Annotated in this window: 19 protein-coding genes; 11 read left to right on the plus strand and 8 right to left on the minus strand. The window is 58.7% G+C overall.

Annotation, left to right across the window (positions count from 1 at the left end):
• Positions 1-191: 191 nt before the first annotated feature.
• The 5 genes from topA (at position 192) to acnA (ending at position 10,073) form a co-directional block, all read left to right on the plus strand.
• Complete coding sequence (topA, locus tag AAIE04_RS13225; protein ID WP_025159788.1) at positions 192-2,789, plus strand: type I DNA topoisomerase; 2,598 nt, start codon at positions 192-194, stop codon at positions 2,787-2,789.
• 360 nt (positions 2,790-3,149) lie between these two features.
• Complete coding sequence (gene cysB / locus AAIE04_RS13230; RefSeq protein WP_004930690.1) at positions 3,150-4,124, plus strand: HTH-type transcriptional regulator CysB; 975 nt, start codon at positions 3,150-3,152, stop codon at positions 4,122-4,124.
• Positions 4,125-4,458: 334 nt separating this feature from the next.
• A complete protein-coding gene (locus AAIE04_RS13235) occupies positions 4,459-6,768 on the plus strand; it encodes a type VI secretion system Vgr family protein (protein WP_498577097.1) in 2,310 nt (769 codons plus the stop codon).
• 17 nt (positions 6,769-6,785) lie between these two features.
• Positions 6,786-7,181, plus strand: coding sequence for a hypothetical protein (locus AAIE04_RS13240; RefSeq protein ID WP_019452697.1), 396 nt, complete (start codon positions 6,786-6,788; stop codon positions 7,179-7,181).
• A 219-nt stretch (positions 7,182-7,400) separates the two neighbouring features.
• The gene (acnA, locus tag AAIE04_RS13245) at positions 7,401-10,073 is read left to right on the plus strand and encodes an aconitate hydratase AcnA (protein ID WP_074054078.1); all 2,673 of its coding nucleotides are present in this window, start codon (positions 7,401-7,403) and stop codon (positions 10,071-10,073) included.
• Between the two features lie 57 nt (positions 10,074-10,130).
• On the opposite strand, the gene ribA is transcribed toward acnA, so the two are convergent.
• Positions 10,131-10,724 carry a GTP cyclohydrolase II gene (gene ribA, locus AAIE04_RS13250; RefSeq protein WP_019452695.1) on the minus strand — a complete coding sequence of 198 codons (594 nt, stop codon included), beginning with the start codon at positions 10,722-10,724 and terminating at the stop codon, positions 10,131-10,133.
• A 279-nt stretch (positions 10,725-11,003) separates the two neighbouring features.
• On the opposite strand from ribA, the gene pgpB reads away from it, so the two are divergent.
• The 3 genes from pgpB (at position 11,004) to lapB (ending at position 13,548) form a co-directional block, all read left to right on the plus strand.
• A complete protein-coding gene (gene pgpB / locus AAIE04_RS13255) occupies positions 11,004-11,768 on the plus strand; it encodes a phosphatidylglycerophosphatase B (protein WP_019452694.1) in 765 nt (254 codons plus the stop codon).
• Between the two features lie 298 nt (positions 11,769-12,066).
• Positions 12,067-12,369: a LapA family protein gene (locus AAIE04_RS13260; protein ID WP_498577263.1), complete on the plus strand. Its 303-nt coding sequence runs from the start codon at positions 12,067-12,069 to the stop codon at positions 12,367-12,369.
• Between the two features lie 6 nt (positions 12,370-12,375).
• Complete coding sequence (gene lapB / locus AAIE04_RS13265; protein ID WP_019452693.1) at positions 12,376-13,548, plus strand: lipopolysaccharide assembly protein LapB; 1,173 nt, start codon at positions 12,376-12,378, stop codon at positions 13,546-13,548.
• A gap of 60 nt (positions 13,549-13,608) precedes the next feature.
• Here the strand turns inward: lapB and AAIE04_RS13270 are convergent, their stop codons facing one another.
• Positions 13,609-13,908 carry an Arc family DNA-binding protein gene (locus AAIE04_RS13270; protein WP_063918434.1) on the minus strand — a complete coding sequence of 100 codons (300 nt, stop codon included), beginning with the start codon at positions 13,906-13,908 and terminating at the stop codon, positions 13,609-13,611.
• A gap of 173 nt (positions 13,909-14,081) precedes the next feature.
• A complete protein-coding gene (gene bhsA / locus AAIE04_RS13275; protein WP_019452691.1) occupies positions 14,082-14,342 on the minus strand; it encodes a multiple stress resistance protein BhsA in 261 nt (86 codons plus the stop codon).
• Positions 14,343-14,671: 329 nt separating this feature from the next.
• Between bhsA and pyrF the strand changes: the two genes are divergently transcribed.
• Both pyrF and yciH read left to right on the plus strand, forming a co-directional pair.
• On the plus strand, positions 14,672-15,400 hold the full coding sequence (gene pyrF / locus AAIE04_RS13280) for an orotidine-5'-phosphate decarboxylase (protein ID WP_498577098.1): 729 nt from the start codon (positions 14,672-14,674) through the stop codon (positions 15,398-15,400).
• A 10-nt stretch (positions 15,401-15,410) separates the two neighbouring features.
• Complete coding sequence (yciH, locus tag AAIE04_RS13285; RefSeq protein ID WP_019452689.1) at positions 15,411-15,737, plus strand: stress response translation initiation inhibitor YciH; 327 nt, start codon at positions 15,411-15,413, stop codon at positions 15,735-15,737.
• Between the two features lie 191 nt (positions 15,738-15,928).
• Here yciH and osmB read toward each other — a convergent pair whose 3' ends face one another.
• From osmB to AAIE04_RS13305, 4 genes are all read right to left on the minus strand, one after another.
• On the minus strand, positions 15,929-16,147 hold the full coding sequence (osmB, locus tag AAIE04_RS13290) for an osmotically-inducible lipoprotein OsmB (protein ID WP_004930634.1): 219 nt from the start codon (positions 16,145-16,147) through the stop codon (positions 15,929-15,931).
• 279 nt (positions 16,148-16,426) lie between these two features.
• Positions 16,427-17,173 carry a DeoR/GlpR family DNA-binding transcription regulator gene (locus tag AAIE04_RS13295; protein ID WP_019452688.1) on the minus strand — a complete coding sequence of 249 codons (747 nt, stop codon included), beginning with the start codon at positions 17,171-17,173 and terminating at the stop codon, positions 16,427-16,429.
• A 50-nt stretch (positions 17,174-17,223) separates the two neighbouring features.
• On the minus strand, positions 17,224-19,656 hold the full coding sequence (locus AAIE04_RS13300; RefSeq protein WP_498577099.1) for a formate C-acetyltransferase/glycerol dehydratase family glycyl radical enzyme: 2,433 nt from the start codon (positions 19,654-19,656) through the stop codon (positions 17,224-17,226).
• A 4-nt stretch (positions 19,657-19,660) separates the two neighbouring features.
• Complete coding sequence (locus tag AAIE04_RS13305) at positions 19,661-20,563, minus strand: glycyl-radical enzyme activating protein (protein WP_498577100.1); 903 nt, start codon at positions 20,561-20,563, stop codon at positions 19,661-19,663.
• Positions 20,564-20,712: 149 nt separating this feature from the next.
• Between AAIE04_RS13305 and fsa the strand changes: the two genes are divergently transcribed.
• The gene (gene fsa / locus AAIE04_RS13310) at positions 20,713-21,378 is read left to right on the plus strand and encodes a fructose-6-phosphate aldolase (protein WP_498577101.1); all 666 of its coding nucleotides are present in this window, start codon (positions 20,713-20,715) and stop codon (positions 21,376-21,378) included.
• A 53-nt stretch (positions 21,379-21,431) separates the two neighbouring features.
• Here fsa and AAIE04_RS13315 read toward each other — a convergent pair whose 3' ends face one another.
• Positions 21,432-23,498, minus strand: coding sequence for a carbon starvation CstA family protein (locus AAIE04_RS13315; protein WP_154746295.1), 2,067 nt, complete (start codon positions 23,496-23,498; stop codon positions 21,432-21,434).
• Positions 23,499-23,563: the final 65 nt, after the last annotated feature.

The raw sequence follows: 23,563 nt of genomic DNA on the forward strand, positions 1-23,563 counted from the left end.
TTCTGGGGCATGAGTGAATAGCAGGCAGGATCAACAACTTGCGTTCAGGTTGAGCAGTTGGGCAGCCAAAAGAAAAAAATCTGTTGATCTCTTGCCAGACTGCCGCAATATAAAAAAGAGACACGAATTGCCGCGGCACGGCGAGATAAAAGACTTCTTTTTAGAAGAAATAAATTTAGGTAAAGGTAAATATGGGTAAAGCTCTCGTAATAGTTGAGTCCCCGGCAAAAGCCAAAACTATTAATAAATATTTAGGAAATGACTACGTGGTGAAGTCCAGCGTCGGTCATATCCGTGATTTGCCGACCAGTGGCTCAGCCAGCAAAAAGAGCGCTGACTCAACCGAAGACAAAGCCAAGAAAAAAGTTAAAAAAGATGAGAAGGCGGCGCTGGTAAATCGCATGGGCGTCGACCCTTACCACGGTTGGAAAGCGCATTACGAAATCCTGCCGGGTAAAGAAAAAGTGGTCGCCGAGTTAAAATCGTTGGCGGAAAACGCCGACCACATTTATCTCGCAACCGACCTTGACCGCGAAGGGGAAGCCATCGCCTGGCACCTGCGGGAAGTGATCGGTGGGGATGACAAACGTTTTAGCCGCGTGGTGTTTAACGAAATCACCAAAAACGCGATCCAACAGGCGTTCAAACAGCCGGGCGAGCTGAACATTGATCGCGTCAACGCGCAGCAGGCGCGCCGGTTTATGGACCGCGTGGTGGGCTATATGGTCTCGCCGCTGCTGTGGAAAAAAATCGCCCGCGGCCTGTCCGCCGGCCGCGTGCAGTCGGTGGCGGTGCGCCTGGTGGTTGAGCGTGAGCGCGACATCAAGGCTTTCGTGCCGGAAGAGTACTGGGAGCTGCATGCCGATCTGCTGGCGAAGGGTGAAACCGCGCTGCAGATGGAAGTGACCCACGCGCACGACAAACCGTTCAAACCGGTCAACCGCGAGCAGACTCACGCCGCGGTCAAACTGCTGGAAAAAGCCCGCTACACGGTGCTGGATCGCGAAGATAAACCGACTAGCAGCAAGCCGGGCGCGCCTTTCATTACCTCCACGCTGCAACAGGCCGCCAGTACCCGCCTGAGCTTCGGCGTGAAGAAAACCATGATGATGGCGCAACGGCTGTATGAAGCCGGCCACATCACCTATATGCGTACCGACTCCACCAACCTGAGCCAGGACGCGCTCAACATGGTGCGTGGCTATATCGGCGACAACTTCGGCGACAAATACCTGCCTAAGGCGCCAAACCAGTACAGCAGCAAAGAGAATTCTCAGGAAGCGCACGAAGCGATCCGTCCTTCGGACGTGAACGTGCTCGCCGAGCAGCTGAAAGACATGGAAGCGGACGCGCAGAAGCTGTATCAGCTGATTTGGCGCCAGTTCGTCGCCTGTCAGATGACGCCGGCGCAATACGATTCCACCACGCTGACGGTGAAAGCCGGCGATTATCAGCTGCGTGCCAAGGGCCGTACGCTGCGCTTTGACGGTTGGACCAAGGTGATGCCGGCGCTGCGCAAGGGCGATGAAGATCGCACGCTGCCTTACGTCGAAATCGGCAGCGAACTGGATCTGCAGAAACTGATCCCGAGCCAGCACTTCACCAAGCCACCGGCGCGTTACAGCGAAGCTTCGCTGGTGAAAGAGCTGGAAAAACGCGGTATCGGCCGCCCGTCCACCTACGCCTCCATCATCTCGACCATTCAGGATCGCGGGTATGTGCGGGTAGAAAGCCGCCGCTTCTATGCCGAAAAAATGGGTGAGATCGTCACCGATCGTCTGGAAGAGAACTTCCGCGAGCTGATGAACTATGACTTCACCGCCCGCATGGAAGACGGCCTCGATGAGGTCGCCAACAACCAGGCCGAGTGGAAAGCGGTGCTGGACGAGTTCTTCGTCGACTTCAGCGAACAGCTGGAAACGGCGGAGAAGGATCCGGAAGAAGGCGGCATGCGGCCTAACCAGATGGTAATGACCAGCATCGACTGCCCGACCTGCGGCCGCAAGATGGGCATTCGCACCGCCAGCACCGGCGTGTTCCTCGGCTGTTCCGGCTATGCGCTGCCGCCGAAAGAGCGCTGCAAAACCACCATCAACCTGGTGCCGGAAGCGGAAGTGCTCAACATCCTTGAAGGCGACGACGCGGAAACCAACGCGCTGCGCGCCCGTCGCCGCTGCAAGAAATGCGGTACCGCGATGGACAGCTATCTGATCGATAACCAGCGTAAGTTGCACGTGTGCGGTAACAACCCGGCGTGCGACGGCTATGAGATCGAAGAGGGCGAGTTCCGCCTCAAAGGTTACGACGGTCCGGTCGTTGAGTGCGACAAGTGCGGTTCCGAAATGCACCTGAAAATGGGTCGTTTCGGCAAGTACATGGGTTGCACCAACGAGAACTGCAAAAACACCCGCAAGATCCTGCGTAACGGCGATGTTGCGCCGCCGAAGGAAGATCCGGTGCCGTTGCCGGAGCTGCCGTGCGAGAAGTCCGACGCCTATTTCGTGCTGCGTGACGGCGCGGCCGGCGTGTTCCTGGCGGCCAACACCTTCCCTAAATCGCGTGAAACCCGCGCGCCGCTGGTGGAAGAGCTGGCTCGCTTCAAGGATCGCCTGCCGGAGAAGCTGCGCTACCTGGCCGATGCGCCGGTGGCGGATGCCGAAGGCAATAAAACGCTGGTGCGTTTCAGCCGCAAAACCAAGCAGCAGTATGTCTCTTCCGAGAAAGACGGCAAGGCGACCGGCTGGTCCGCGTTTTACGTGGACGGCAAGTGGGTTGAAGGCAAGAAGTAAGGCCGCATTCCGCCTGCAAGAAGAAAAACCAGCCCTGGCGGCTGGTTTTTTTATTGGTGAAAAGAGGAGAACGGATCTATGCTTTGCTGCTTTTATCCCTCCACCGCCGCCGTTTCACGTTGATACCAATGCAAAATAATCGTTATCATAGTGTGACGCGGATCTATACTTGAAGCTGCAACGTGGTATAGTGGTTATATAAAAAGTTTTTTTATTATTAAAGCTTATTAACAACGGCGTTTTCTTCACCATCAGGGTAAAACACGGTGTTTATGGCTTGTGAGTTTCAGCATACCGGGGCGACACCGATATACCTGGCTGCGGGTAAGCCGCAGTGTTTAACCTAGGATGGTATAAGATATGAAATTGCAGCAGCTTCGTTACATTGTGGAAGTGGTTAACCACAACCTGAATGTCTCCTCAACGGCAGAAGGGCTCTATACCTCGCAACCCGGCATCAGTAAACAAGTGCGCATGCTCGAAGACGAGCTGGGCATCCAGATTTTCGCCCGCAGCGGCAAACACCTGACCCAGGTCACCCCGGCAGGCCAGGAAATCATTCGCATCGCGCGTGAAGTGCTGTCCAAGGTGGACGCCATTAAAGCCGTGGCCGGTGAACACACCTACCCGGACAAAGGCTCGCTGTACGTCGCCACCACGCATACTCAGGCACGCTATGCTTTGCCTAACGTGATCAAGGGCTTTATCGAGCGTTATCCGCGCGTCTCGCTGCACATGCATCAGGGCTCGCCGACGCAGATCGCCGAAGCGGTCTCCAAGGGCACCGCCGATTTCGCTATCGCCACCGAAGCGCTGCACCTGTACGACGATCTCATTATGTTGCCGTGCTATCACTGGAACCGCGCGGTGGTGGTGAAACCCGATCATCCTTTGGCGGGCAAAAGCAGCATCAGCATTGAAGAGTTGGCGGCTTATCCGATCGTCACTTACACCTTCGGTTTCACCGGCCGTTCGGAGCTGGATACCGCCTTCAACCGCGCCGGCCTGACGCCGCGCATCGTCTTTACCGCCACCGACGCCGACGTGATCAAAACCTACGTGCGCCTGGGATTGGGGGTAGGGGTTATCGCCAGCATGGCGGTGGATCCGGTGCAGGATCCGGACCTGGTGACGGTGGATGCGCGCGATATCTTCACTTACAGCACTACCAAGATTGGCTTCCGCCGCAGCACCTTCCTGCGCAGCTACATGTACGACTTCATTCAGCGCTTCGCGCCGCACCTGACGCGCGACGTGGTCGACAGCGCGGTGGCGCTGCGCTCCAACGAAGAGATCGAAGCCATGTTCAAAGACATCAAGCTGCCGATCAAATAATCCCCCGCGTTGACGACATCAAACCACACCCGGACAGGCCAGCGCCTTTCCGGGTTTTTTATGAGCAAGCGCCTGCGGCATAAACCGCCCCATTCGCAAATTGCGCTAATCCAATCTTGGCCAGGGGAACGCGTTGCGGTGCTCTTGCGCCAGACCAAACTCCCTCTGCCATTTCCATTAAGTTTCTGAATACCCCTCATTCTGCGTTGAGGCGGCCTGTGTCTTGCTGGTTAGGAATCCTCCGAAAATGAGGCGTTTTTGTTCTGGCAAAGAGTTTTTTTTCTCTCGGAAGTTAAAGTGATGCTAACCAATTGTCACCGGAGCCGCTTATCTCATGACCAGCCGTATCTCTGTCCAATTGCCCGTTGAGGGCCTGCTTTTTTGGAAGCTGGCGGGCCGTGAAGCCTTGTCCGAGCCTTTTGCGCTGACGCTGACCTTGCTGGGCCGCGATGCCCGTATTAATCGCAGCGAGCTGTTGGGGCAACCGGTCACGGTAACTCTGCCGACGGGGCTGCTGTCAGCGGATCGCCATATCAATGGCAAGGTGACTCGCGTGGCCGTCAGCGCCGTCGAGTTAAGTGGCACGCGTTATGCCGTGTATACGCTGACGGTGGAATCGGATCTATGGCCGATGAAGCGCGATCGCAATCTGCGCATCTTCCAGGGCCAGACGGTGCCGCAAACGGTGCGTGCTTTGCTCAGCGAATATCAGGTGAACGTAGAGGATAAACTCACCGGTCACTATCGGGTGTGGGATTACTGCGTTCAGTATCAGGAGAGCAGTCTCGACTTCATCAGCCGCCTCATGGAGCTGGAGGGGATCGTTTATCACTTTCGCCATGAGGCGGGCCGTCACACGTTGGTGCTGACGGATGCGGCAGGGCAGTATCAGCCGTTTAGCGGCTACGAGACGATTCCCTACCATCAGACTCCGTCTGGCGGCAGCACCCTCGAACAGGGCATCGGGCAATGGGCACCGGAAGACAGCGTGACGCCTGGCATTTACGGCCTGGACGACTATGACTTCCGCAAGCCGAACGCCTGGCTGTTCCAGGCACGCCAAAACCCGGCCTCGCCGATGCCGGGCAGCATCGACGTCTACGATTGGCCGGGCCGCTATGTCGAACACGCTGATGGGGAGTTCTACGCACGCGTGCGCCAGGAGCGCTGGCAGGTGGAACATCAACAGATACACGGCACCGCAACGGCGATTGGAGTGGCGCCGGGCTACACCTTTACCCTGATCAACGCCCCGTTTTTCAGCGATAACGGCGAATACCTGACGACGGCCGCCGATTACACGTTCTCCGAGAACCGCTACGCCAGCGGCGAAGAAGGCGAAACGGTACATCGCATCGACTTTACGGTTATCCCGGCCGCCACCGTTTTTCGCCCGCTGACGGTGACGCCATGGCCGCGCACCTATGGCCCGCAAACGGCCAGGGTGGTAGGGCCCGCCGGCGAGAATATCTGGACGGACAAATACGGCCGGATAAAAGTGAAGTTTCACTGGGATCGCCGCGCCAAAGGGGATGACACCAGTTCGTGCTGGGTAAGGGTCTCGAGCGCTTGGGCGGGGCAAGGGTTCGGTTCGGTACAAATACCGCGCGTTGGTGATGAAGTGGTGGTGGACTTTATCAACGGCGATCCGGACCGGCCGATTGTCACCGGGCGCGTCTACAATGAAGCGAGCATGCCGCCGTGGGTGTTGCCGGCGGCGGCGACGCAAATGGGCTTTATGACCCGCAGTAAGGACGGCAGCCGGGACAATGCCAGCTATCTGTTTTTCGAAGATAAGGCGGGAAGCGAGGCTGTAGAGCTGCATTCCGAAAAGGATATGAAGGTTTCGGTGGAAAATGACCAGCAGGTCAATATCGACGGCAACCGGACGACAACTATCCTCAAGCAACAGCAAGACGAAGTGACGGGCAACGCCACCTTCCACTACAAAGGCCAGCGCACCACCACGGTGGATCAAAAAGAAACCGGCTATTTTAATGGCGGCGTCGTAACGGAGATCAAGGCGGGGCGGACGTTCGACATTAAAGACGGCGGCGACAAGGTTACGATCAAAGGCGACCGCACCAGCGATATCGACGGGAATGAAAGCCACCATGTCACCGGCAAACTGACCGAGACTCTGGATAAAGGGCGGGAGGTTAAGATCGGTGCCGGCGGCCATAAAGAGGACGTCACCGGCGGCGTCACACGCGAGATCAAAGGCGGCGTCAATGAATCGATCAAAGACGGCGTCACCACCAACATCAATAGCGGCGACTGGACGCAAAACGTCAACGCGGGAACCATTACGATTTACAGCCCGCATCAAATCAAGATTGTCAGCGGTGAAAAGATCAGCCTGGAAGCGCCGGAGTCCGTGTTCAATCCCAAGTTGCACAGCCTGACCGTGACCGCCTTCAGCGAAAGTATCACCGGCAACAGCGTATCGGCATCGGCGATAACCAGCAGCATCGTTGGCGTGTCCAACAGCCTGACAGGCTTGTCAAATTCTTATAAGCTGAAAGAGTTTTCAAAGACGGCGTTTAAAACGGAAACGAACGGTGTGGTGGTGAATATCGAGGTGACCAATATCAGCAACAGAACGCTGAATGTAACGAATAACTCGTTGTTTATAATTACATAAAATGGAGCAGCACACTTATGTCTCTGGCTGATATGTCGAAGTACTTCCTGTATGCGGGGATCGCCACCCCTGTCGTGATGGGTATTTTCTTTTACTGTATTTTTAAAAATAACGGCGGTAACTCGAGCGAGATGTCCGCGGTTAAAAACTATCTCAGCAAGGACAGCTGGCAAGGCGAGATTATCGCCTCGCGCCTCGAGTCCTGTCGGCAAACCAACACCCGATACGGGAATGATTTTTTCTTTGACGTCGATTTTTATCTGCCGGGCGACACCCGCCTTCACACCGCCAAAGCCCTGGTTCAACCTGGCCAGATGCATCTGCTGCACAAAGGGATGGGCATCCAGGTGAAGAAGGGCCGTAAGAATCAGCTGGCGGTGGTGGGCATGGATTTCCCCGCTGCACCATTGTAAACCTGCCTTTTCGTGCTAAAGCGCCGCATCGTTGCGGCGTTTTTGTTGGCGCGCTGTCTAACCCCTTGGCCGTGTTGATCCTTTCTTCCCGTTGATTGTTCCCGCCTATCGTTGTGTGCAAAACGTGTTGTTATCAAATCGTTAACTTATCTTTGTGGTATCTTTAAACAAGACCTCAGTAATTACCCTGTTTTACTCACAATAAGAAATGGAGGAGCTATGTCGTCCGATCTTCGTGAAACAAGTATGGATAAGCTGGTTGCGCTGAATAGCGAGTATTACTATTACAGTCTGCCGCTGGCAGCGAAGCAGCTGGGTGATATCGACCGGTTGCCAAAATCGATGAAAGTGCTGTTGGAGAACCTGCTGCGCCATGTGGATGGTGACACCGTGCAGGTTGACGACCTCAAGGCCATCGTCGCCTGGCTGCAAACCGGCCATGCTGACCGTGAGATCGCCTACCGTCCGGCGCGCGTGCTGATGCAGGATTTTACCGGCGTCCCGGCGGTGGTCGATCTGGCGGCGATGCGCGAAGCGGTGCGGCGGCTGGGCGGCAACGTCGACCAGGTGAACCCGCTGTCGCCGGTGGATCTGGTGATTGACCACTCGGTCACCGTCGATGAATTCGGCGATGACAACGCCTTTGAAGACAACGTGCGTATCGAGATGCAGCGTAACCACGAGCGCTACACCTTCTTGCGTTGGGGGCAGAAAGCCTTCAACCGCTTCCGCGTGGTGCCGCCAGGCACCGGCATCTGCCACCAGGTTAACCTCGAATACCTTGGCCAAACGGTCTGGCACAGCGACGAAAGCGGCCGCCGCGTGGCCTATCCGGATACGCTGGTGGGCACCGACTCCCACACCACCATGATCAACGGCCTGGGCATCCTCGGTTGGGGCGTCGGCGGCATCGAAGCGGAAGCGGCGATGCTGGGCCAGCCGGTGTCGATGTTAATCCCCGACGTGGTCGGCTTCAAGCTGACCGGTAAGCTCAGAGAGGGGATTACCGCCACTGACCTGGTGCTGACCGTCACTCAAATGCTGCGCAAGCACGGCGTGGTCGGCAAGTTCGTCGAGTTCTACGGCGACGGCCTGGCCGATCTGCCGCTGGCGGACCGTGCGACCATCGCCAACATGTCGCCGGAATTCGGCGCCACCTGCGGCTTCTTCCCGGTGGATGACGTTACGCTCGGCTATATGAAACTCAGCGGCCGCAGCGCCGAACAAATCGCGCTGGTAGAGGCTTACGCCAAGGCGCAGGGCATGTGGCGCCATCCGGGTGATGAACCGGTCTTCACCAGCTCGCTGGCGCTGGACATGTCGACGGTGGAAGCCAGCCTCGCCGGACCGAAACGCCCGCAGGATCGCGTCGCGCTGCCGAATGTGCCGCAGGCGTTCAAGGCCGCTACCGAACTGGATATCGGTGGGCACAAGGCCAAGGCCGACAGCAAAACCTTTACGCTGGACGGGCAGCAGCACGAACTGCGCGACGGCGCGGTGGTGATCGCGGCGATCACCTCTTGCACCAACACTTCCAACCCGAGCGTGATGATGGCGGCCGGCCTGCTGGCGAAAAACGCCGTCAAGAAGGGGCTGCGCAGCAAGCCCTGGGTAAAAACCTCGTTGGCGCCGGGCTCGAAAGTGGTGACCGACTATTTCGACAGCGCCAAACTCACCGCCTATCTGGAAGAGTTGGGTTTCAACCTGGTGGGGTATGGCTGTACCACCTGCATCGGTAACTCGGGCCCGCTGCCGGATCCGATCGAACAGGCGATCAAAGAGGGCGATCTGACCGTGGGCGCGGTGCTGTCAGGCAACCGTAACTTCGAAGGGCGCATCCACCCGCTGGTGAAAACCAACTGGCTGGCCTCGCCGCCGCTGGTGGTGGCCTATGCGCTGGCGGGCAGCATGAAGATTGATCTGAGCAAAGAGCCGCTCGGCGAGGGCAACGACGGTCAACCTGTTTACCTGAAGGACATCTGGCCGAGCAGCCAGGACATCGCTCAGGCGGTGGAAGAGGTGCGCACCGAGATGTTCCACAAGGAATACGGCGAAGTGTTCGACGGCGACGCCAACTGGCAGGCGATCCAGGTGACCGGTTCGGCGACCTATCAGTGGCAGGAAGACTCGACCTATATCCGCCATCCGCCGTTCTTCAGCACCATGAAGGTGAAGCCGGATCCGGTGCAAGACATCAAGGATGCGCGCATTCTGGCGATACTGGCCGACTCGGTGACCACCGACCACATTTCGCCGGCGGGGAATATCAAGCGCGACAGCCCGGCGGGGCGTTATCTGAGCGAGCACGGCGTGGCACCGCAGGATTTCAACTCCTACGGTTCGCGCCGCGGCAACCATGAAGTGATGATGCGCGGCACTTTCGCCAATATCCGTATCCGCAACGAAATGGTGCCGGGCGTGGAGGGCGGTTATACCCGTCATATTCCGTCGCAGCAGCAGCTGTCTATCTACGACGCCGCGATGCAGTATCAGCAAGAGAAGGTGCCGCTGGCGGTGATTGCCGGTAAAGAGTACGGTTCCGGCTCTAGCCGTGACTGGGCGGCGAAAGGGCCGCGCCTGCTGGGCGTGCGGGTGGTGATCGCCGAATCCTTCGAACGCATTCACCGCTCCAACCTGATCGGCATGGGCATTTTGCCGCTGGAGTTCCCACAGGGGGTGACGCGCAAAACGCTGGGGCTGACCGGGGACGAGCAGATCAGCGTCGGCGGCCTGCAACAGCTGCAGCCGGGCCAGACGGTGCCGGTGCACATCACCTATGCTGACGGGCGCAAAGAGGTGATTGACACCCGTTGCCGCATCGATACCGGCAATGAGCTGACCTACTACGAAAACGACGGTATCCTGCACTATGTGATCAGGAAGATGCTGTAAATCGAGCAATAAAAAGGGCGCCGCAAGGCGCCCTGATTGTTTCCGTCGCGGCGGCGATCACTTCTGGTCGAGCAAATGGCCCATTTTGGCGGCCTTGGTCGCCAGATAGTGTTCGTTCTTCGGATTGCGGCCGACGATCAGCGGCACGCGTTCGCTGATGTTGATACCGGCCTCGGTCAGGATCTCGACCTTTTTCGGGTTGTTGGTCAGCAAACGCACCGCGTCGACGCCCAGCAGTTTGAACATGTCGGCGCACAGGGTGAAGTCGCGTTCGTCGGCGGCGAAGCCGAGCTGGTGGTTGGCTTCCACGGTGTCTGCGCCCTTATCCTGCAGGGCGTAGGCGCGGATCTTGTTCAATAGGCCGATGTTGCGGCCCTCCTGGCGATGATAAAGCAGGATGCCGCGGCCTTCTTCAGCGATCTGCTCCAGCGCGGCTTCCAGTTGAAAACCGCAGTCACAGCGCAGGCTGAACAAAGCGTCGCCGGTCAGACATTCGGAATGCACGCGCGCGAGCACCGGCGCTTCGCCGGAAATGTCACCGAATACCAGCGCCAGATGGTCATGCCCGGTCGCCAGTTCTTCGAATCCTACCATCAGGAAATCGCCCCAAGGTGTCGGCAGTTTTGCCTCTGCCACCCGTTTAAGCTGCATGTCACTCTCCACAAAAGCGTACGATTCAATCATTGTCGCGCATCCTAAGTCCGGTTGAGTACATTGACCAAGACTAAAACGTGCTACGCCGATCTCTATTTCGTTAATTATCGGCTATTTTGCCACAACTTCTTGCCGGGCGGTGCTCAGCAAACCAGCAGATGGCGTTTTCTGGCCACCTATTATTGCGATAGGTTGCCTATCTGTTTAATTTTTAGCGTGTTATCAATATTGCACTCTTGTTACACTGCTGCCTGATTCACGCAGAGGAAAATGGCAATGTATGAGATAGCAAAACGCACGGCGGGCGGCGCGCTGCTGTTGTTGTTGATGCCGCTGGCGGTCTGGGTATCCGGCTGGCACTGGCAACCCGGCGGCAATGAGCCGCTGCTCAAAGCGCTGTACTGGGTGACCGAAACCGTAACCTCACCGTGGGGCATTCTGACCAGCGTTATCCTCTGCGGCTGGTTTTTGTGGTGTCTGCGCTTTCGGCTGAAGGCGGCCATCGGTTTGGCGATCCTGCTTTTCGCCGCGCTGGTGATCGGGCAGGGGGTGAAGTCGTTAATCAAGGATCGGGTGCAAGAACCGCGGCCGTTTGTGGTATGGCTGGAGCAAACCCACGGCGTGGACGGCAAATATTTTTATTCGCTGCACCGCAAAGAGCGCAGCGCGCTGGTGCGCGAGCAGCTGCAGGATCAAACTGTGGTGCCGAACTGGCTGCGCAAGCACTGGCAGTTTGAAACCGGCTTCGCGTTTCCGTCGGGGCACACCATGTTCGCCGCCACCTGGGCGCTGTTGGGCGTAGGGCTGCTGTGGCCGCGCCGCCATTATAAAACCGTTGCGCTGCTGATGGTGTGGGCAACGGGGGTGATGGGCAGCCGTCTGCTGCTGGGAATGCATTGGCCGCGCGATCTGGCGATGGCGACGCTGATCAGTTGGCTGCTGGTGGTGGTCACCTGCTGGCTGGCGCAGCGCTGGTTCGGCCCGCTGACGCCGCCACCACAAGAGCAGCAGGAAATCGCGGCGCGCAAGCCGGAGCCGTGATGGTTATGTGACCATGTCACATGCAACGCGGCGCCCGATCGGCGCCGCATTAACCGCTTACATTTTCCCGCCATTGCAATCTGCGCCGCCGCCCCCATATCCTTATAAATTCGACGTTTTGAGAAGCTTTCTCATCAATTTGATCGCTAAAGCCGTTGACTGCCGAATATGCCAGCAGATATGTGGTTTTATCGTGCCGCAGGGTTTCCCTGCCGCAACGGGAAATGCTAACTTAAGGGTTAGGGACGCCACGTTTTGGCATCGTTCATCCGATTCACTCGGCATCGCGGGAAAGAATGTGAAATATTTGCTGATTTTTTTGTTGGTTCTGGTGATCTTCGTGATTTCCGTCACTCTGGGTGCGCATAACGATCAGGTGGTCAATTTTAACTATCTGGTCGCGCAGGGCGACTATCGCGTATCGACCCTGTTGGCCACGCTGTTTGGCGCCGGTTTCGTGCTCGGCTGGATCATTTGCGGCCTGTTTTACCTGCGCACGCGCATTGCGCTGGGCCGCGCCGAGCGCAAGATCAAAAGGCTGGAGCTGCAGCTCGAGCAGCCCGCTGAACCGGCGACTCAGCCCGTTGTCAGCAAGGAATAATCCTCTATGTTAGAACTGCTGTTTCTGTTGCTGCCCGTGGCTGCCGCGTACGGTTGGTACATGGGGCGCAGAAGCGCTCAGCAGGACAAACAGCAAGAAGCCAACCGCCTGTCGCGTGAATACGTGGCAGGGGTGAACTTTCTGCTTTCCAACCAGCAGGACAAGGCGGTCGATCTGTTCCTCGATATGTTGAAAGAGGACAGCAACACCGTTGAGGCTCACCTGACGCTGGGCAACCTGTTCCGTTCGCGCGGCGAAGTCGACCGCGCTATCCGTATCCATCAGGCATTGATGGAAAGCGCCTCCCTGACCTTCGAACAACGTCTGTTGGCGGTACAGCAGCTGGGCCGCGATTATATGGCGGCCGGGCTGTACGATCGTGCGGAGGATATGTTCAGCCAGTTGACCGACGAAGCGGATTTTCGCGTCTCGGCGCTGCAGCAGCTGCTGGTGATCCATCAGGCCACCAGCGATTGGCAAAAAGCGATCGACGTGGCGGAAAAGCTGGTCAAGCTGGGCAAAGAGAAACAGCGCGTCGAGATTGCGCACTTCTATTGCGAGCTGGCGCTGCAGGCGATGGGCAGCGACGATCTCGATCGGGCGATGAGCCTGCTCAAGCGTGCGGACGCCGCCGACAAACAGTGTGCGCGCGTGTCCATCATGTTCGGGCGCATTTACATGGCGCAAAACGACTATGCCAAAGCGGCGGAATCGCTGCAGCGCGTATTGAGCCAGGATAAAGAGCTGGTCAGCGAGACGCTGCCGATGCTGCAGGAGTGCTACCGGCATCTGCCGGAACAGCAGCACAACTGGGCGGATTTCCTGAAACGCTGTGTGGAAGAGAACACCGGCGCCACCGCCGATCTGATGCTGGCCGAAATCATCGAGCAGCACGAAGGGCGTGATGTGGTGCAGGTCTATATCAACCGTCAGCTGCAGCGCCATCCCACCATGCGGGTGTTTTATCGGCTGATGGATTACCACCTGGCAGACGCTGAAGACGGCCGGGCGAAAGAGAGTCTGCTGTTGTTGCGCGATATGGTCGGCGAGCAAATTCGCACCAAACCGCGTTACCGCTGCCACAAATGTGGCTTCACCGCGCACTCGCTCTATTGGCATTGCCCGTCGTGCCGCGCCTGGTCGTCGGTTAAACCGATCCGCGGTCTGGATGGGCAATAACGCGGCGGTACGGCAAAAAAAACGGGGCGATAAATCGCCCCGTTTTTTTATGTTCATCACTTACTTTTTCTTGCCGCCTTTGGCGCCGGTTTTCAACAGCTGACGCAGTTTCTTCAGCTCTTTCTGGCTCAGCGGCTGTTCAATCTCTTCTTCGGTGCTTTGATTGTCGATCTCGCCGTGGTGCAGCTCATCCGCTTTCTTGGTGGGTTTTTCAGCCTTGGCGGCGGGCGCGCTGAAGCTGCTTTCCAGGCGTTGGCACACTTCTACGCTCAACGAAAATTCGTTTTCAGCGGCGGCGGCGCGGATTTTTTCCTTCAGTTCCAGAGGAATTTTAATGGTAAGTGTCGATATCTCGCTCATTTTGAAAGCCTTTCTGCAGGAAGATGCCTTCAAGCTAAGCCACTGACGATAGGGTGTCTAGTGTGTAATAAAAATTTAATATTTCTGTAACAAAATGGGGCGGGGGAAATGCGGTTTTTTTCAGGCGGTAAACAGAGGCAGGGCCCGAACGTTCGGGCCCTGTACCGGAAACATTATTTGTAGATGATCGCGGTGCCGCTCAACATGTTGTTACCACCGGCGGAGATGATACGGTAGCTGCTGGCGCCCTGGGCATCGGCTTTAGCGGCCAGTTTTTTCTCCAGGCTGCTGAGGGTCGTTGCGTGACCTGCGGAAACGACGCCGGTGGCGGTCAGGTTATCGGCCTGCTGGCTGCTGATCGGTTCAGCGGCGAAGGTGGCGAATGAGGTCAGTGCAATAGCGGCAGCGGCTGCAAAATATTTGATGGTTTTCATAGGTGACTCCAGTCTGTTTATTTAGGAAGGAAGCCGTTCGCTTCCGATGTGTTGAATAATAAAGCATCCGTGCCGATTGAAAATCTGATAATGCTGAGCAAGTCTTTCAAAATATCTGATTAACAATTTACGCATCTTTACGGCGTTTTACGCTGCGTAGTTTATTGCTGACGGGCGTTCGTTGACGCGCCATGACAAAGACGGGAGGTAACATGACAGAGCGTAGGTGCGCGCTGCGGCTGGGATTTCTGGTCCCCGGCATGTAGAATGCGGCGGTCAGTTTCGCGGGTGAGTCCCTGATTATGTCCATTTTACAGAAGGTAGAAGAAATGAAGTCTGAAAATAACACTAATAACAATGACTTAAAATCATCTCCAATCGTTGTGGCGTTAGATTACGCCGATAAGAACGCTGCGCTGGCGTTCGCCGACCGTATCGATCCGCAAGACTGCCGCTTGAAAGTGGGCAAAGAAATGTTCACGTTGTTTGGGCCGCAGCTGGTGCGCGATCTGCATGGGCGCGGCTTCGACGTGTTCCTCGACCTGAAATTCCACGATATTCCCAATACCACTGCACATGCGGTTGCCGCAGCGGCCGAGCTGGGCGTTTGGATGGTTAACGTGCACGCCAGCGGCGGCGCGCGCATGATGACCGCCGCTAAAGAAGCACTGGTGCCTTACGGCGCGGATGCGCCGCTGCTGATCGCCGTTACGGTACTGACCAGCATGGAAGCGGAAGACCTGCGCGGCATCGGCATCGAGGCCAGCCCGGCGGAGCACGCCGAGCGCCTGGCGCGCCTGACCCGCGACTGCGCGCTGGACGGCGTGGTGTGTTCGGCGCACGAAGCGCAGCGTCTGAAGGCCGCTTGTGGGCAGGCTTTCCAACTGGTTACGCCGGGGATCCGCCCTGAAGGCAGCGCGGCGGGCGATCAGCGCCGCATCATGACGCCGGTGCAGGCGCAGGCCGCCGGCGTGGACTACATGGTGATTGGGCGTCCGATCACCCAATCTACAGATCCGGCCGCGACGCTGCGCGCGATCCGCGCCTCTTTGGCCTGAGGAAGCGATGATGAATGACGATAACAGCCGTCTGGTGTATTCCACGGACACCGGTCGCATCAAGCAGGAAGAGGTTAAACCGCAACGCGCCAAGGGCGACGGCATCGTGCGCATCCAGCGTCAGACCAGCGGCCGCAAGGGGAAGGGCGTGTGCCTGATCGCCGGCGTCGATCTGGATGATGCCGCGCTCGACAAGCTGGCGGCGGAATTGAAAAAGAAATGCGGCTGCGGCGGTTCGGTGAAAGAAGGCGTCATCGAGATCCAAGGCGATAAGCGCGACCTGCTTAAACAGTTGCTGGAAGCCAAAGGCATGAAGGTGAAGCTGGCGGGCGGCTGAGGCGAATCGCCATGCCGCAGTGCAATGCCGCGGCATGGCTTGAGGTTGTTGCTGCCGGGGGTTAGCCCGTTAACGGCAAAAGAACCATAGACTTAAAGTAAAACAGACCTGAAATCATCGTTATTCTGGTTAATACGTCAAAGCGCAGATGCGCTTTTGCCAGCCTGTCGGCGGAAGACTATCGGTCAGGTTTATTTGCCAACCTGGTGACCGATGATACCCCCTACCGCAGCCCCACCCAGCGTGCCCAACGCGCTGCCGTTGGTCAGCACCGCACCGCCGACTGCACCGGCGCCGGCACCGATAGCGGTGTTGCGATCGCGTTTGGACATGTTGGAACATGCGCTGAGTGAAAACGCCAGAGTCAGAGCCAGAGCGGCGGTGGCGAAACGTTTATTGATAATCATCATAATGACTTCTCCTTAGCATTGGCTATATGGAAGTGCCCTGTAAGTATAGGCGTTAACCATAGATCAGGCCTGCCGTTGGTTCCCATACAGTATCGATATAAAAAATGGCATCTTTTGTTAACGGCCGAATAATTAGCAGGTTACGGCCCAAAAGTTACCGAAGCTGAGTATAGGTTTCTCGGGAAGGATAAACAGGTAAATAGTCTTAAAAACCCGCTGTGCAAGGGGAAAGGCGCGCGGTGTGGCCCGCGCGGCGCGATAGGTGCGGTGGCGGCCGCGTTACTCGTTGACCAACTCAAGCTGCACGCCCTGGCGTTTCAGCTGATGTTGATACTCCAGCGCCAAACGTGAATCGGTGATCACCCGGCTGATCTGCCCCGGCTGCGCCAGCGGGTTGGGTTGGATTTGGCCGAATTTGCTGGAGTCCGTCAGCACGATATTCTCCACGCCCTTGGCCAGCACTGCGCTGACCACATCGGCGCGCATCATGTCGCGGCCGGTAAAGCCGGTTTCGGCCTGAAAGCCGTCAATGCCGATAAACGCCTTGTTGAAATGCACCTGCTGAATGCACAGCCGCGTCAGCGGGCCGACCACGGTCTCGCTTTTCTTCTGGTACATGCCACCCAGCACGATGACGTCGCAGTCGGTTTCTTTGAGCAGGTTGGCGATGTAATGGCTGACGGTGATAAGCGTAATGCGCTTGCGTTCGGCGATGTAGCGGGCCAGCAGGGCATTGGTGCTGCCGCTCTCGATAAAGATCGTCTCGCCGTCATTGACCTGCGCGGCGGCGTACTGCGCCAACCGCTGCTTGAGGGTGAAATTGGACATCATGCGGGCGTCGACGTCGTCGCTCTCTAACGCCACGGCAGAGCCGTGCACCCGCTTCAGATAACTGCGCTTTTCCAGCAGGTTGAGATCCTGCCGGATAGTGACTTCCGAGACGCCCGAGGCGCGCGCCAGTTCATTGACGCTGATCCGCCGGCGATCGTTAACCAACTGCAATATGGTCTGTTGTCGTAAATTCATATCGGCCTGATGATGCGGCCACCAAGGCGCGGCCGCTAAGAGTCAAAGGTTTAAAGAGTATGTTCTGTGCGCGCAATAATATCATCCTGCGCCTCAGGGGATAATGCGGTAAAGAAGGCGGAATAGCCAGCTACGCGAACCACTAAATCACGATATTGGTCAGGGTGTTGCTTCGCCGCCAGCAGCGTTTCGCGCGACACGATATTGTACTGCACATGCCAGCCTCGGTAGTTCTCGAAGAAGGTGCGCAACATCAGCATCAGCTTTTCCCGATCGCGCGGGTTGTCCAGCGTCGCCGGGTTCAGCTTTTGATTGAGCAGCACGCCGCCGAGGATCGCCTCGGTCGGCAACTTGGCGAGCGAATTGAACACCGCCGTCGGCCCTAGGTGATCGGTACCGGACGCTGGGCTGGCGCCTTCCGCCAGTGGCGTGTGCGCCTTGCGTCCATCGGGCGTGGCCGCAGTGGCGGCGCCGAAGGGCACGTTGGCCGAGATCGACGAAGTGCCGGCGTAGTAACCACCGCCGATCGGCCCGCGGCCGAAGCGGGTGTTGCGATACTGCTTCAGTTCTTCGATATAGGTTTGGTAGGCGCGCACCAGCAGCCGATCGACCTCGTCCACGTCGTTGCCGTATTTAGGCGCGGCGTTGAGCAGCCGCTGGCGCAGCTGTTCGCCATCCAGCCCGGCGAAGTCGTCGGCCAGCGCCGCCGCCAGCTGCTGCTGGCCGATCGTCCCCTGGTCAAACACCAGTTTGCGCACCGCCGCCAGGCTGTTGCCCAGGTTGGCGATGCCGACCTGCAGGCCGGAAACCCAATCGTATTTGGCGCCACCTTGCTTGATGCTTTTACCGCGTTCGATGCAGTCATCCACCAGCGCGGAACAGAGGATATCGTGGGCATTCTCTTCCAGCACGCTGTCCACCACGCATTCGATCTCGATCGACTTGCGCGTGTAGTAGCGGATTTGCCGGTCCCAGGCGGCTAATACCTGCTCGAAATCGGCGAAGTTTCCTTTGGATAGTGCCTGTTCCTGCGGCAGGAAGATCTGCCCGGAGGTCGAGTCGCGGCCCTGTTCCAGCGCCGCCAGCAGCACGCGGGCGAAGTTGATGAAGCTCATGCCGGTGCAGCGATAGCCCCATTTGCCGCCGACGGCGGTCTCGATGCAGCCGATGGCGGCGTAGTCGTAGGCGTCTTGCGGCTCAACCCCCAGCTTGATGAATTCGGGAATGACGATTTCGTCGTTGTTGAACGCCGGCATGCCGAAACCGCAGCGGATCACCTGCACGCAGGCGTCGAGGAAGTCGGCGCTCATCCCGGCATGGTAACGCACGCTGAGGTTGGGCTGGGTGGAACGCAGGCGGCCGCAGGACTCGAGAATGGCGTAGGACAGCGGGTTGACCGCATCGCACGGCCGGCCGTCGATCAGCTTCTGTCCGCCGATGGTGACGTTCTGGTACAGCGGGCTGCCGGCGGAAGCCTTGGAATGCGAGCCGGAGCGGATCTTGTTGACCTCCAGCAGCTTCAGCCAGCAGCTGTGCAACAGCTCGATGGCGTCTTCCCGCGCCAGCTTTTGCTCCAGCTCCACGTCACGACGATACCAGGGATAGAGGTATTGATCGAGGCGGCCGAAGGAAACCGAATGGCCGTTGGATTCGATCTGCAACGTCAGCTGGATGAAATAGCACAGCTGCAGCGCCTGCCAGAAGGTGTGCGGCGGGCGATGGGCGATCTGTTCACAGTTATCCGCGAGGGCCAGCAGTTCGGTACGCCGCCAGTCGCGCGGTTCGTTTTGCGCCATGTCGCGCGCCAGGCGGGAGAAGCGCAGGATGTGCTCGCTCAGCGCCGCCAGCACGATGTCGATGGCGTTGAGAAACTGCGCTTTGTGCAGATCTTCCCACTCGGTCAGGTGCAGGCGGCTGCGGCGCGCGTTCACTTTTTCACGCAGGCCGTCGAGACCTTTCTCCAGCAGCAGCGGGAAGTTAACCGCCAGGTGAGCGTCACCGGAGGTCATGTTGCCCTCGGCCTTGATGATGCCGGTGGCCAGCAGCGCCTTTTGCTCGTCGGTAAACATGCCGTAGCAGCGATCCTGCACCGTTTGGCCGCGCCACCAGGGGCACAGGCGATGCAAAATCGCCTTGTTCTCTTCGCTGACCGAAAAACCGGCGCCCGGCCGGTCGGCTAGCTGGTCGATCTCGTTCTCTATCCAGCCGACGGTGTATTCGGGGAAGATCGGCGCGGCGCGCAGCTCGCTGGCCTGGTTGCCGACGATCAGCTCGTCGTTAGCGATCCAGATGGTACGCTTCGCCAGATGGTTAGCCAGCGCCAGCGCGCGACGCACCGGCAGTGGCCGATCCTGATGCTGTTGATAGGCTTCGGTATAGTGCTGCGCACGCTCGGTGCACACCGGCGGTTTGACGATGTGAATCAGCGCGTTCTTGTGCGCCTGGATGCGGGCGCTTAGGGTGGTCAAATCCAACGTGGTCATGGCGTTATCCTCGCAAAATGGCGGTCAGGCCTTTGGCGCCGGCATAGGCTTCGGCGAAGGCCAGCAAATCCGGCGCGTCCAGCGGCGTGCGGGCGGCGCGGTAGGGCTCTCCGAGCAGGTGATACTTGTTGATGCCCAGCGTGTGGTACGGCAGAAAGTGGATCTCCGATACGCCGATCTCGTCGGCGGCGAAGTCGACGAGCGCGCGGACTGAGCGGCGATCGGCGTTGAAATCGGGGATCAGCGGCACGCGCACGGTCATCTGCACGCCATGCGCCGCCAGACGGCGGAAGTTGTTCAGTACCCGGCGGGCGGAGCCGCCGGTCCAGGTTCTGAAGCGCGCTTCGTCGGTGTGCTTGAGATCGGCCAACAGCAGGTCCAGCCACGGCAGCGAAGGGGTGATGTAACGCCACGGCACGTGCAGACAGGACTCGACGGCGGTGTGAATGCCGGCCTCGCGGCCGCGCCGCAGCAGCTCTGCCGCCACCTCCGGTTGCATAAAGGGTTCGCCGCCGGACAGCGTTAAACCGCCACCGGTACGCAGATAGAAAGGCTTATCCCGCATCACCTCGGCCATGATATCGTCGGGATTGATCGCGCTGCCGCACAGGCTGAGTGCGCCGGTCGGGCAGACGGCGGCCAGGACCGCATAATCGTCGGCGTTGATGCGCTCGCGTTGCAGCGTCAGCGCGCCGTCCGAAGTGGGCTGCAGGCCTTGTGGGCAGCGCGCGGCGCACAGCGTGCAGCCGCTCAGACACAGGCGCTGGTCAAACAGCAGATCCGCATGGCGCGAGCGGCTTTCCGGATTCTGACACCAACGGCAGCTCAGCGGGCAGCCTTTTAAAAAGACCACGCTGCGAATGCCGGGGCCGTCATGGGTCGAATAGCGCTGCAGATTAAAGAACATGAGTCACCCGTTTGGCGTTGCTGAATCTTTCGCCATTAAAGGTGTTTCGAATGAAAGTTGAATTGATTTTGGTCAAAGGTTGGCGGGGTTTTTACCCTATGATGATCAGAGTTTGAATCCGCCCACAGAACAAGACACAGGAGTCCGTGATGGAGCTTTATCTCGATACCGCCGATGTGACTGCGGTAAAACGCCTGGCGCGCATTCTGCCGTTGCACGGCGTCACCACCAACCCGAGCATCGTGGCGAAAGAAGGCAAGCCGATCTGGGAAGTGCTGCCCGCGCTGCGCGACGCCCTCGGCGGCACCGGCAAGCTGTTTGCGCAGGTGATGGCGACCGATGCAGAGCGCATGGTGGCTGAGGCGGCGCTGCTCAGCCAGCGTGTGCCGGGGCTGGTGGTGAAGATCCCGGCGACCGCCGAAGGATTGGCGGCGATCAAGAAACTCAAAACGATGTCCATCCCGACGCTGGGCACTGCGGTATACGGCGCCGGGCAGGGGCTGTTGGCGGCATTGGCCGGGGCGGAATATGTGGCGCCTTATGTCAACCGCGTGGATACGCAGGGCGGCGACGGTATCGAAATGGTGCACGAGCTGCAGCAGCTGTTGAGCCTGCACGCGCCGTCGGCGCAGGTGCTGGCCGCCAGCTTCAAGACGCCGCGCCAGGCGTTGGAATGTCTGCTCGCGGGCTGTCAGGCCATCACGCTGCCGGTGGACGTGGCGGAGCAGTTCCTGAATGCGCCGGCCGTACAGGCCGCGGTCGAGAAGTTCGAGCAGGATTGGCAGGGGGCTTTCGGTTCTACGGTGTTGGGCTGAAGCCTGGACAGTAAAAAGGGCGCCGCGGCGCCCTTGCTTGATGTTCGGAACGTTTAGCCGCGGCCGATCTCCTCTCGCAGCGCGGCGCTGACTTCGTGAGCCGTCGGTTGTTCGGAACGCAGCGCCCGGCGGATGGCGAAGAAAGCGGCGATCAGCATGGTCACCGCCACCAGCATAAAGAACCCGCACAGCGCGGCATTGATCTGGTTGCTGAACACGATGGTCTCCATGTCCTTCAGCGACTTGGCCGGCGCAATGATCGTGCCTTGCTCGATGCCGGTTGAAAATTTCTTCGCTTGCGCCAGGAAACCGATGCTCGGTTTCTCATGGAAGATCTTCTGCCAGCCGGCGGTCATCGAGGTGACGAACAGCCAGGCGGTCGGCAGAATGGTGACCCAGGCGTAGCGCTGCTTCTTCATCTTGAACAGCACCACGGTGCCGAGGATCAGCGCCATCGATGCCAGCATCTGGTTGCCGATGCCGAACAGTGGCCACAGGGTATTGATGCCGCCGAGCGGATCGACCACCCCCTGATACACGAAGAAGCCCCAGCCGGCTACCGCCACCGTGGTGCCCGCCAGGTTGCCGAACCAGGAGCGGTTGTTGGCCAACTGCGGCACCGCCACGCCTACCAGATCCTGCACCATAAAGCGGCAGGCGCGGGTGCCGGCGTCGACGGCGGTCAGGATGAACAGCGCTTCGAACAGAATGGCGAAGTGGTACCAGAACGCCATCATCGCCCGGCTGTTGAACACCTCGCTGATGATGTGCGCCATGCCCACGGCGAATGTCGGGGCACCGCCGGCACGCGACAGTATTGAATTTTCACCCACCTCTTTGGCGATCAGCGCCAGCGTTTCCGGCGTGACGATAAAGCCCCAGCTGTTAATCACCTGTGAAGCATTTTCCACCGTGGTGCCGATCAGCGCCGCCGGTGAGTTCATGGCGAAGTAAACGCCCGGATCCAGCACCGAGGCGCAGATCAACGCCATGATGGCGACGAAAGACTCCATCAGCATGGCGCCGTAACCGATAAAGCGAATGTGGCTTTCGCGCTCCACCAGTTTGGGCGTGGTGCCGCTGGAAACCAGCGCGTGGAAGCCGGAAATGGCGCCGCAGGCGATGGTGATGAACAGGAACGGGAACAGGGCGCCGGCGAACACCGGGCCGCTGCCGTCGATAAAGCGCGAAACCGCCGGCATTTTCATCTCCGGCATGGCGAAAACGATGCCGATGGCCAGGCCGATGATAACGCCGATCTTCATAAAGGTCGAAAGGTAGTCGCGCGGCGCCAGCAGCAGCCACACCGGCAGCACCGAGGCGACGAAGCCGTAGATCACCAGCACCCAGGTCAGGGTGGTGCCGTGCAGCGTGAAGAACGGACCCCAGTAGGGATCTTGCGCCACGTTGCCGCCGTAAATGATCGCCAGCAGCATCAGCACGAAGCCGATTACCGAGATTTCAGCGATCTTACCTGGGCGAATAAAACGCATGTAGACGCCCATGAACAGCGCGATAGGGATGGTGGCGGCGATGGTGAACAGCCCCCACGGGCTGTCGGCCAGCGCCTTCACCACCACCAGCGCCAGCGCCGACAGGATGATGATCATCACCCCCAGCGCGCCGAGCATGGTGATCACCCCGGCGAACGCCCCCAGCTCCTGTTTGGCCATCTCCCCCAGCGAACGCCCGTCGCGGCGGGTGGAGATAAACAGCACCAGGAAATCCTGCACCGCGCCGGCCAGCATGACGCCGACCAGGATCCAGATGGTTCCCGGCAGGAAGCCCATCTGCGCGGCCAGAATCGGCCCCACCAGCGGCCCGGCGCCGGCGATGGCGGCGAAGTGGTGGCCGAACAGCACCCATTTGTTGGTGGGCACATAGTCCAGGCCGTCGTTGTGACGTTCGGCCGGGGTTAGACGGCGGTCATCCAGTTCAAAAACCTTGTCGGCGATGAACCGGCTGTAGAAGCGGTAGGCGATGCTGTAGCAGGCGACGGCGGCGACCACCAGCCAGACGGCGTTGACGTGTTCGCCGCGGCTGAGCGCCAGCATGGCGAAGGCGAAAGCGCCGACCAACGCCACCAGCAGCCAGATAAGTCCGGACCTGATGTTTTTCATGAAACAACTCCTTGGCGTGCAGAGGTAAAAATCGACCTTGTTATTAGGAATGACGTTTTAACAGT

Source organism: Serratia sp. Ae19-1 (assembly GCF_059801225.1).